At 55.5% G+C, this 9,458-nt stretch carries 9 protein-coding genes; 1 reads left to right on the top strand and 8 read right to left on the bottom strand.

The window, feature by feature from the left end:
- The 8 genes from DM08_RS10850 to DM08_RS12675 all read right to left on the bottom strand — a co-directional run.
- On the bottom strand, positions 1 to 259 hold a 259-nt coding region (locus tag DM08_RS10850; RefSeq protein ID WP_035384679.1), incomplete at its 3' end, for a transposase.
- A gap of 400 nt (positions 260 to 659) precedes the next feature.
- On the bottom strand, positions 660 to 2,045 hold the full coding sequence (gene sthA, locus DM08_RS10845) for a Si-specific NAD(P)(+) transhydrogenase (protein ID WP_035384683.1): 1,386 nt from the start codon (positions 2,043 to 2,045) through the stop codon (positions 660 to 662).
- Between the two features lie 5 nt (positions 2,046 to 2,050).
- The gene (locus tag DM08_RS10840; protein WP_051938164.1) at positions 2,051 to 3,286 is read right to left on the bottom strand and encodes a hypothetical protein; all 1,236 of its coding nucleotides are present in this window, start codon (positions 3,284 to 3,286) and stop codon (positions 2,051 to 2,053) included.
- Positions 3,287 to 3,329: 43 nt separating this feature from the next.
- A complete protein-coding gene (locus DM08_RS10835) occupies positions 3,330 to 3,848 on the bottom strand; it encodes a cyclic nucleotide-binding domain-containing protein (RefSeq protein ID WP_035384682.1) in 519 nt (172 codons plus the stop codon).
- 124 nt (positions 3,849 to 3,972) lie between these two features.
- Positions 3,973 to 7,347 carry a transglutaminase family protein gene (locus DM08_RS10830; protein ID WP_035384681.1) on the bottom strand — a complete coding sequence of 1,125 codons (3,375 nt, stop codon included), beginning with the start codon at positions 7,345 to 7,347 and terminating at the stop codon, positions 3,973 to 3,975.
- A gap of 278 nt (positions 7,348 to 7,625) precedes the next feature.
- Positions 7,626 to 7,862, bottom strand: coding sequence for a hypothetical protein (locus tag DM08_RS13080; RefSeq protein ID WP_202593409.1), 237 nt, complete (start codon positions 7,860 to 7,862; stop codon positions 7,626 to 7,628).
- Positions 7,863 to 7,939: 77 nt separating this feature from the next.
- Positions 7,940 to 8,590, bottom strand: a complete 651-nt coding sequence (locus DM08_RS12940; protein WP_152555830.1) for a hypothetical protein — start codon at positions 8,588 to 8,590, stop codon at positions 7,940 to 7,942.
- A gap of 163 nt (positions 8,591 to 8,753) precedes the next feature.
- Complete coding sequence (locus DM08_RS12675) at positions 8,754 to 8,978, bottom strand: addiction module protein (RefSeq protein WP_081908879.1); 225 nt, start codon at positions 8,976 to 8,978, stop codon at positions 8,754 to 8,756.
- A gap of 221 nt (positions 8,979 to 9,199) precedes the next feature.
- On the opposite strand from DM08_RS12675, the gene DM08_RS10820 reads away from it, so the two are divergent.
- Positions 9,200 to 9,458 (top strand): transposase (locus tag DM08_RS10820; protein ID WP_035384679.1); only part of this gene is annotated, 259 nt, incomplete at its 3' end.

Below are 9,458 nucleotides of genomic sequence, written 5' to 3'. Positions count from 1 at the left end.
TCAGCTCCCGTTTGAGCTTCGATAGCTCGCTCTCTTCCGTCACCTTTGGTCGACCGGGCTCGCGGAATACGCCACCATTCGCCTTGAATTGCGCCTGCCACTTGTAGAGCCGGTTGCGTGCAACACCCAGTTCCAGCGCTAGTTGCGTCCCCGGCTTCTGCCCCAATTCCAGCAACCGTACCGCCTCGCGCTTGAATTCCGCACTGTATCGCTGCCGTTGCCTCTCCGGATTTACCTTGCCTTTTCCCTTGCTTTCCATCGAACACCTCCTTCATTATTGTCTCCTATTGAAGTGTCCGTTAAAGCCGGGTTAGCTCAGACAGTCCCCGGTTATTGTGTGTCTCTGGTTATTGCCCAGATCGGCGAGGTCAAGTATGGAAAACCCATTCTGGATCGCTTGATCAAACGCAGTACCCCACTGGCTCACGCCGCACGTTGCGCACTGGTTTCAATGAACTCGGCAACGCGCAGCAATTTGACGGTAGTGCCACCCATAGACTTGCTCATTTACAAAAAGGACAGTCTTGATTTTCGGACAGCACATGACACTGATGGAAAATGGTTCGTTTGCCAAGCAGTTCTACTAGTGGAATCAAGGTCTGGTTCAGGCATTGGAAAACTTGCCCCGACTCCCTTGGGAGAGCTGAGCAAGCGTAATCTCAGCGTTGCTTACTCAGCCCGTGCAAACAATCCAGTGCTGCTAGTTTGTAACACTCGGCCAAAGTCGGATAGTTGAACACATTGCTCACCAAATCGCGCACGCTGCCGTTGAGATTCATCACCAGCTGACCGATATGAATCAACTCACTGGCCTGCTCCCCAACGATGTGCACGCCCAATATCTGCTCATTACGCGCATCCACAACCAGCTTCAGCAAGCCTTGCGCATCCCCGATGATTTGACCACGGGCGCTGTCCTTGAACTGAGCGCGACCAATTACATAGGGAATGCCTGCCTGCTGCACTTCTTTTTCGGTTTTGCCCACGTAAGAAATTTCGGGAATGGTATAAACCGCCATCGGCAAGTTTTCTGCAGAGACGTATTGCTCGCCACCAAAGGCATGGAGCACCGCCGCCCGGCCCTGCTCCATGCCCGTTGAGGCTAAAGCAGGGCGACCGATCAGGTCACCTACTGCATAGATGTGCGGTACGCTGGTCTGAAATTGAGAATTTACTTCGATCCAGCCGTCCTGACTGCGCACCTCGGCACGCGCGACATGCAAACCACCGCTATTCGGCTCTCGCCCTTGGGCGTACAACACCGCTTCGGCGCGTAACTGCCGACCACTTTCCAGCAAAGTGAGCGTGCCGCCATCCTCACGCTGAATGGCCACCACACGCTCACGCATGTGAAAGGTCACCCCCATCGCCAGGAAACTGTCTGCCAGCACTCCCACGACATCATCACTCAGATAGGTCAGTAGTTGTGCATGGCTATCAACCACCGAAACCTGCACGCCCAATGCGGCAAAAATCGAGACGAACTCGCACGCGATCACACCGCCGCCCACCACTACCAGACTTTCTGGCAGATGGCGCAGATTCAGGATCGAGGTTGAATCCAATACTGATTTCTTGTCAAACGGGATGTGCGCAGGGCGACGCGGACGCGAACCGGTCGCCAGCACAATGACTTCCGCTGAAATAGACCGCACACGACCCGCCGTATCAATTACCTCCAGCGTATGCGCATCCAGAAATGCCGCCTCGCCCGGGATCAAGGCCACACCATGACTCAGCAGCCGCTGCAAGATGACCGACTCCTGTTGCGCGATCACACCCTCTTTGCGGCGCACTGCATCGGCCAGCAAACCGTGCCGACTACGCGCATCCGGCGCGAGCGCCTGGCGCATCCCGCCGGAGCGACTAAGCAGATAAGCCACTTCACGCATCGCTTTGCTGGGAATGGTACCGGTTTGTAAACCAGCGCCACCGATTCTAGGCTTGCGTTCAATGATTGCCGCCCGCTTTCCCATGCGTGCCGCCTGCCAAGCCGCATGTTGACCAGCGGGGCCGGAGCCGACGATGAGAATATCGTAATCCATATCAGTCAACTTCCGCTCAACGACTCTTCGGTGCCTGCCGCCGCAGTCAGTTTGGCCACATTGTCACGCGTAAAGAAACCTTGAAAGTCGCCAAAGCGTTGCACGTACTCCACAATCAAGGCGGAAAACGGCGAAGCCGCTGAAAAAATTTGCTTCAAACCGTCAGCACGTGAGCCTATCACCTCCAGCAAGAAACCCTTGCCTTGACTGGCGATGGCATCCACCACAAAGTCGATATTCTCCTTGCCATCGGTTTCCCCGTCTCGCACAGACAGAGCGATGTGATGCAAGCGCGCACCGTAGTTGCGTACGAAGTTTTCGGTTGGCGATGGCAGTCCATCCAGATGATTCACGCAATACGGCAGATTATTGGCGGTGAATACCTTGGCTGGGCTAGCCGACTCTGGCACCGAACGCACGCTTTTGCAAACATTGGTGGACGAGTTCTGATCGACAATGTCGTAGCTGCCCCAATAGTAATAACTCGACAGCGCGAGATATTCGAGCAACGCCGCTTCACGATTCTGGCTATAGACCCGAGTTGCCAGATGGTCTATCGGCAAAATCAGGTCTGCAATGCCCAGCTGCTTTTGTAATCCTTTGGCGGTTTCGTAAGCATCTTGCGCTTGCGACAAGATGTTGCAATTGCCCAGTGGGTGATACACGCGCATCACTCCGGGCGCGCGCTCCATGTAACCCACTACGTTTTGCGTATAGGGCGAAGGCTTGCTAATGCTGACATTGGTAGGCAGATCAAGGCTGGCCATCGCCTCAGGTGAGAAAAAGCGAAACTCACGTGCCTGCTGCAATTCCAGCACCTGTTGCCGGTCACTCACCCACAAGATCTCGCCCAGATAGCGGCTATGTGGACGTTGCGAACCGGCGGGATGCAAATCGTTGAGGCTACGGAAAATATCGTAATGGTCGGGATTTTTCACCTCGCGCAGCAAAATATCCGGCGAGTTCATGTCGATGCGCAGGATGTGCGTCAGGTGGCCGGGGCTGTCCAACGTGACCAGATAATGGTACGGAGTCATCAAGGCCAACTCAGCGATGTAGGCAATCGCGTTGCCTGGCTCGACCGAAATCATGAGCGCTTCGATGCCGCCGATCATATTGGTCAGGCCGCTGCGATCTCGCTCTTCCAGTAAGCGCGGCAAATACGCCTCAAAGAACGCTGAGTTCAGCTTGTCACCATTGCGGGGAATGCCTGTCGATTTAAGTTGTTCAGAATGGATCATAAGTTTCAAAAAAACAGGTTAACAGTCAGTGGTCGCGCATCGTCTAGGGCCGCGCGATCAGACCGGATGAAATTTTGGGCACACCAAAGAGATAACTATTGAGCTCGGCCACTTCAGCGCTTTTATGTCGCGCCAAGCTATGTACATGACGCACCAAGCTACGCATGACGTAGTACACGATGGACGGGTATTTGCCGAGTAACCCTTCCAGCTTGGCTCGATCCAGCAGCAAGACCGAGCTAGGGGCTTTGACTTCGATCACCGCATCAATTTTCGACCAGGGATTACCCACAAAACTGGCCACTCTCGCTATCGCACCAGGCTCATTGAGCTCTAGCATCACTACTTGCCCCTCCACCAGCGCACTAACTTCGATGCAGCCATCCACCAGTATCAGCAGCGCATCGCGCATGGGGCAATCTCCATGCTTGGCGATAAACTCGCCTGCACCATAACGTTGCTTGGTCAATACCTCCAGTAGCAGGCGAATCTCAAAATCACGCAGTTCATCAATCAAAGTACTGCGCTCCAGTGCTTTAATCACGTTTGATTCATCCATCATTTCGGGTGCCTCCTTTAGCCTTACCGCAATCGTCGATGCCTCATCCTATGCGTCAACATCACTTGCTCAGCCAAACTCACGCAATTAGTGTGCCCACTTTGCAAACTACACCCATCATGAATAACTACTTTGCCTTTTTCGCCTGTCGTATAAGCTCACTTGGCGCTTGCTCGACTCCTTCCATCCGGGGTTCAGGTGCGCGCCGTAAATCCAGCGTCAGCGGATAGTCTGGATTGCGGCCTTCGCGCCGGATGTGCATCTCGCCCGGCGTATGACCATGATTCCAGAACCGGGCCACGCGGCGCGCCTCGGCTTCGTTGGCATTCACCGGGAAGGTGTCGTAATTACGGCCTCCCGGATGCGCGACATGGTAGGTACAACCGCCGATAGAGCGCCCGCTCCAGGTATCTACGAGATCGAACACCAGCGGTGCTTGCACGCCTATGGTCGGGTGCAAGCCCGAGGGCGGGCACCATGCACGATAGCGCACCCCCGCGACGTACTCTCCGCGTATGCCGGTCGGCGTCAGCGGCAAAGGTCGCCCATTGCAGGTCACGATATGACGGCTGTCGTTCATGTGTCGCACCTTGATCTGCATGCGCTCGACCGAAGAATCGACATAACGCGCCGTACCGCCAGCGGCCATTTCCTCACCCAGCACATGCCAGGGTTCGATCGCCTGACGCAATTCGATCTCGATGCCGTGATATACCACCGTACCAAAGCGCGGAAAACGGAATTCCAGGAACGGGGCAAACCACTCGAACTCGAACGCATAGCCCGCGCGCTGTAGATCCAGCACCACATCGCGCATGTCCTGCGCCACGAAATGCGGCAGCATGTAGCGGTCATGCAACTCCGTCCCCCAGCGGGTCAGGCTGCCTCGGTACGGCGTTTGCCAGAAGCGTGCCACCAGCGCCCGCAACAGTAACATCTGCAATAACGACATCTGCGCATGCGGCGGCATCTCGAAGCCACGAAATTCGAGCAGCCCCAAGCGTCCGGTCGCACTGTCCGGCGAATACAGCTTGTCGATGCAAAACTCCGCACGATGGGTATTGCCCGACAGATCGACCAGCAGGTTTCGCAATAGGCGATCCACCAACCAGGGCTGCGCATTTTCCTCGCCCGCCAGCAGATGTTCCGCCATCTGCTGAAACGCGATCTCCAGCTCGTACAAGCTGTCGTGGCGCGCCTCATCCACGCGCGGCGCCTGACTGGTCGGTCCGATGAACATACCGGAGAACAGATACGACAAGGCAGGATGGTGCTGCCAATAAGTGATCAAACTCATCAAAACGTCGGGGCGGCGCAAGCAGGGCGAATCCGCCGGTGTCGCCGCGCCTAGGGTAATGTGGTTGCCACCGCCGGTGCCGGTATGACGGCCATCCAGCATGAATTTCTCCGTGCCCAGCCGCGTCAGCCTGGCCTCCTCGTACAGGGTCTGCGTGTTCGCCACCAACTGCGGCCACGAGCTGGAAGGATGGATGTTCACCTCGATCACACCGGGATCAGGCGTGATCTTGAAGTCCTTGATGCGCGGATCAGCGGGTGGCGTGTAACCTTCCAGTCGCACGGGAAGTTTCAGGCTGGCGGCCGTCGCCTCGATCGCCTCGATCAACACCACAAAGTCTTCCAGCAACGGCACCGGCGGCAAGAACACACACAGCACGCCCGCGCGGACTTCGACGCACAAGGCGGTATGGATGATCTCGCGGGGATCGACATCCTGCTTGGAGAGCCGAGATTTTTTGAGCTTGCTCGGGCTGGATGCTAAGGCCGCCACTTCATCCAAGGGATCACGCCCGAACTCCAGCTCCATATCGTCTGGAGCGACCCAAGGCAAGGAGGCTAAAGGCAAACGTAACCCTAGCGGCGAGTCGCCCGAGGTCAGATACAGGTGCTCTCGGCGCAGCGGCCAGCGACTCGATCGAAATCCCGTCGCCACCAGTGCTTTGCTGCGCTTCACCGACTTGGCTGGCCAAGCTTTCAACGGCAGTACATAACCGACCGGCTCGCCCAAACCACGTTCGATCAGCTTGGCCAAACGCCGCCGCTCATCGCTCTGCTTCAGGTCTGCTTGCAATGGGTCGAGATTGTTCGGCCAACGTTGCTCCTGATCAATAATCTGGGCGACATCTTCGTAAGCCGGAATGACAAAGCGCCGATCCAGCTCCAACTGAGCTGCCAGTTGCTGGATGAAGCGCTGAGCATCCGCCGTGCTTTGCTTCCCACCGGCTTGATCCGTGACCAATAGGCTTGGATCACTCCACAGCGGCTGGCCATCGGTACGCCAATAACAACCCAATGCCCAGCGCGGCAGCGGCTCGCCCGGATACCATTTGCCTTGGCCGAAATGCAGCAGTGATCCTGGCGCGAAATGGCCTTGCAAACGGGTGAGTAGATCTCCCGCCAATTCGCGTTTTTTATCGGACAATGCCGTGTAGTTCCACTCCGGGCCATCCATATCGTCGATGGACACAAAGGTCGGCTCACCGCCCATAGTCAAGCGTACGTCATGCTTGAGCAACTCGGCATCGACCTGATACCCCACATCCAGAATGGCTTGCCACTGTGCCTCGGTGTAAGGCTGAGTCACGCGCGGGTCTTCGTGGATACGCGTGACCTGCATCGCAAAATCAAAGTGCGATTCGCACACTTCGGTCGCGCCAATGACCGGTGCAGCAGACGATGGCATGGCGGTACAGGCCAAGGGTATATGCCCCTCCCCAGCCAATAGACCGGAGGTTGGGTCAAGACCGATCCAACCTGCCCCAGGGATGAACACCTCGGTCCAGGCGTGCAAGTCGGTAAAGTCGTGCTCCGTGCCAGAGGGCCCATCGAGCGCTTTCACATCGGCTTTCAACTGGATCAGATAACCAGAGGCAAAGCGTGCAGCCAAGCCCAGATGACGCAGTGCCTGCACCAGCAGCCAAGCCGAATCCCGACACGAACCGCGTTCCAATTCCAGCGTCTGTTCCGGTGTCTGCACCCCAGCTTCCAGACGCACGATGTAGCCGACGGTAGCTTGCACCCGCTGATTGATACCCACCAGCATGTCGATGGTGCGCAATGGTTTACTCAATAATTCGCGGCGCGTCAGCGCCAGCCAGTCCGCCAGCAAGGGGGTAGCTGGCTCAACTTCCAGATAAGGGCCTAGTTCCCGGCTTAAGCCCTCTGGATAAGCGAAGGGAAAGCTCTCGGCGAACTCCTCGATGAAAAAGTCAAAAGGATTGATCACCGTCATGTCGGCAACCAAATCCACCGTCACCGAAAGCTCACTGGCCCGCTCAGGGAACACCAGTCGTGCGACCCAATTTCCAAACGGATCTTGCTGCCAATTCAAGAAATGCTCTGCCGGAGTAACGTGCAGAGAGTAACTTAGAATCGGTGTCCGACTATGGGCGGCTGGACGCAATCGGATTTCGTGGGGCCATAATTTGACCGGATGATCAAACCGGTAGCGGGTCTGATGACTTAGGGCAACACGTATGGTCATGGCAAACTCCCGAGTAACGTCATGGCGCGCAGCCTAGTGTTGTGCACGACATCGTAAGTAGCCAGACTGGCCGTAAGATTCAGCATGAATTGCAACCCAGAACGAGAACAATGCTACTAGAGCACAAACCGCGCCACCCCCCAGATCAGCAAAATCATCATATTGAGTCGATGCCAACTGCCTACCTTGCACTCAACTGGTGCATGGGAAATATATTTAAGGACGCACGGAACAACTCAGTTATTTGTTGACAGTTCAGCATGTCAACGGGATATAGGTCATCCGATATCCACAAACACAGCCGCAACGTTTCGAGAACAATGAAGTTGGGATAGCACTGGCTGTGCAAGCTTTGTTGACGTTTGACCCGATGTTGATTGTGGTTGGTACTCGGCCAACCAATCGAGATAGCGCCGATAATCTTCATCGGCAAAGAAACAAGGCTGGCGGTTATTGCCGCGCTGGATGAGATGGACAGGGACATTCGGCAAAGCGATGCGGGCACGGCGCGGCATGGCGATCTCCTGCGGAATAGGGGCGGAGAGAGTTTAGCAGGAGTTGGGAAACCGGTTTGTCCCCGGTTGTTCGACGGTTATTGCTTGTTCCCATAACTCTCTAGTTCCCGAAGAAGGTCTCGCAGCACAAGCCGCAAGCTATCTGCCATGGTTACACGCATCGCTTGTTCAAGAAAAGTCACTTGGCTTCCGCTGTATTCTGGATCCGCATCAGTAACTACGTGCTCAATCTTGCGTTCCCATACGGTCTTCCCGTTCTGCTCCAACGAAAATTTTACGGCAGCAATTCCGGCGACACGGACAATGAGGAAGCCATGCGCCTGTGAGCAGAACGCATATATTTCCGACTTGAGTGTGAGTTGCCCCGGTGGAGGCGAAGTCGAAAGCGATTGATCGAGCAGACTTGCCGAGGAAAGTTCTTGGCTTATCCGCTCACGGAGGATAGTAGAGGCAGTGTCGCGCCATAGAGCGTCGGTTTTACAGCCTTCCCATCGAGAACCAGCAACTTGCTCACCATAATGTTTTGATCGAGAGTCGATTGGCGATTGCACGTCGATTGTTAGAGCGAGAGGCCGTTTTGCCACGAAGCCCGTAGTCGTTTGCGGAAACGAAAGCGATGCGCCATGTATGCGAACTGCTGCCCGGTTGGCACTGCATCCGGCCACGAATACGCAGATTGCAATTGCTGACAACAGGCGAAAAGAATTTTGTTTGCTCAGTAGGTTCATGATGAGTCGAGTTTACGATAATTGATGTTTGAATTCACCGGCCTGACGCGGTGGAATAATGGTTTAGCACTACGAGTTGGGAAACCGTGGTCTCTCCCCGGTTATTTGCTGGCTTCGACAAACTCTGCACTGGCGGCACGATGAAATGAAACGGGAAGGCTCATTACCTGATCTTGGCAAGAGCAGCGGCTTTTACTTCGTCCCAGGAAACTACATCATCTGGATTTGCCAAATGATCGGCGAGACGGCGATCAAGCTCGGCCTTCTGTACCTCTGTCAACGGAGGCACGGCATTACGGCTAACGATACCATCCCAGATGGCTTCAACCAATTCGATTTGCTCGTCAATGGCGAGAACTTTTGCTTGTTCTAAGAGCAGAGTATTCATGGCTAAACTCCATTCAAAACCAATGGAACGATTCTAGCGTGGCCAGTTCTCCATGTCGAACGCCACGTAGTTCAGGCTTTTGGTCTTTGGCGCGAGCGAAAAACCGTGGTCTGTCCCCGGTGGTCTCGGAGGATAGTAGAGGCAGTGTCGGAAACCGTGGTCTGAGCTAACCCGGCTTTAACGGACACTTCAATAGGAGACAATAATGAAGGAGGTGTTCGATGGAAAGCAAGGGAAAAGGCAAGGTAAATCCGGAGAGGCAACGGCAGCGATACAGTGCGGAATTCAAGCGCGAGGCGGTACGGTTGCTGGAATTGGGGCAGAAGCCGGGGACGCAACTAGCGCTGGAACTGGGTGTTGCACGCAACCGGCTCTACAAGTGGCAGGCGCAATTCAAGGCGAATGGTGGCGTATTCCGCGAGCCCGGTCGACCAAAGGTGACGGAAGAGAGCGAGCTATCGAAGCTCAAACGGGAGCTGA

Origin of the sequence: Ferriphaselus sp. R-1 (genome assembly GCF_000746095.1) — a bacterium.
In the GTDB taxonomy this organism is placed as follows: domain Bacteria; phylum Pseudomonadota; class Gammaproteobacteria; order Burkholderiales; family Gallionellaceae; genus Ferriphaselus.
The sequence above is the reverse complement of the archived record's forward strand: the minus strand, read 5'-3'. Positions and strand labels throughout refer to the sequence as shown.

Bases quoted from the DNA above. Each gene is read 5' to 3' on its own strand.
- sthA (WP_035384683.1), bottom strand. From the start codon at position 2,045: ATGGATTACGATATTCTCATCGTCGGCTCCGGCCCCGCTGGTCAACAT.
- DM08_RS10840 (WP_051938164.1), bottom strand. From the start codon at position 3,286: ATGATCCATTCTGAACAACTTAAATCGACAGGCATTCCCCGCAATGGT.
- DM08_RS10835 (WP_035384682.1), bottom strand. From the start codon at position 3,848: ATGATGGATGAATCAAACGTGATTAAAGCACTGGAGCGCAGTACTTTG.
- DM08_RS10830 (WP_035384681.1), bottom strand. From the start codon at position 7,347: ATGACCATACGTGTTGCCCTAAGTCATCAGACCCGCTACCGGTTTGAT.
- DM08_RS13080 (WP_202593409.1), bottom strand. From the start codon at position 7,862: ATGCCGCGCCGTGCCCGCATCGCTTTGCCGAATGTCCCTGTCCATCTC.
- DM08_RS12940 (WP_152555830.1), bottom strand. From the start codon at position 8,590: ATGAACCTACTGAGCAAACAAAATTCTTTTCGCCTGTTGTCAGCAATT.
- DM08_RS12675 (WP_081908879.1), bottom strand. From the start codon at position 8,978: ATGAATACTCTGCTCTTAGAACAAGCAAAAGTTCTCGCCATTGACGAG.